The sequence below is a fragment of the Sulfitobacter sediminis genome (assembly GCF_040811725.1).
Lineage (GTDB): Bacteria > Pseudomonadota > Alphaproteobacteria > Rhodobacterales > Rhodobacteraceae > Sulfitobacter > Sulfitobacter sediminis.
In genome coordinates this window covers 1-482 of sequence record NZ_JBFNXX010000105.1, presented here as the reverse complement: position 1 = coordinate 482, position 482 = coordinate 1, and the positions used below count along the sequence as shown (strand labels likewise).

The 482-nt window shown below is 56.0% G+C and carries 1 protein-coding gene; it reads right to left on the bottom strand.

Translation table 11 applies throughout. The annotated features are described in order from the left end of the window. On the bottom strand, positions 1 to 467 hold a 467-nt coding region (locus tag AB2B41_RS23360; protein WP_367880230.1), incomplete at its 3' end, for a hypothetical protein. Positions 468 to 482: the final 15 nt, after the last annotated feature.

The following is a 482-nucleotide window of genomic DNA, read 5'->3' as shown; positions in this document are numbered from 1 at the left end:
TCACTGCCGCCGAGTATGAGGCCCATGATCTGATAGATCAGTTCCTCAGTTTCCAAACTACGATCACTTTCGTCCGCCACCAGCATCGAAATCATGTCGTCCTGAGGTGCCTGACGGCGATCCTCAACGGTCTGTGCCACGAAATCGTAAAGCGCTTCAGCTGAGGCCTCGACCTCGTCATGACCAGAGTAGGGCGGCACCAGACAATTGCTGAGCCTGTACACGTGTCCAGCAAACCACGCGCTGTCTTCAGTTTTCAACCCCAGCACCTCCGCAATCATTTCCGCAGGAATGCGGGAGGCGCACAATGCAAGAAAATCGAATTCTTCGCCGCGAGGTAGGTCGGCGATGATGTGATCGGCAACCGCACGGACACGACCGCGCTTCTGTCGTAGCACAGGATGTGCAAAGACCCGCGCAAATGCGCCGCGACGGTGCTTGTGGTCGTCGCCGTTGGTCATCAGCATGAACGTTTCAAGAAA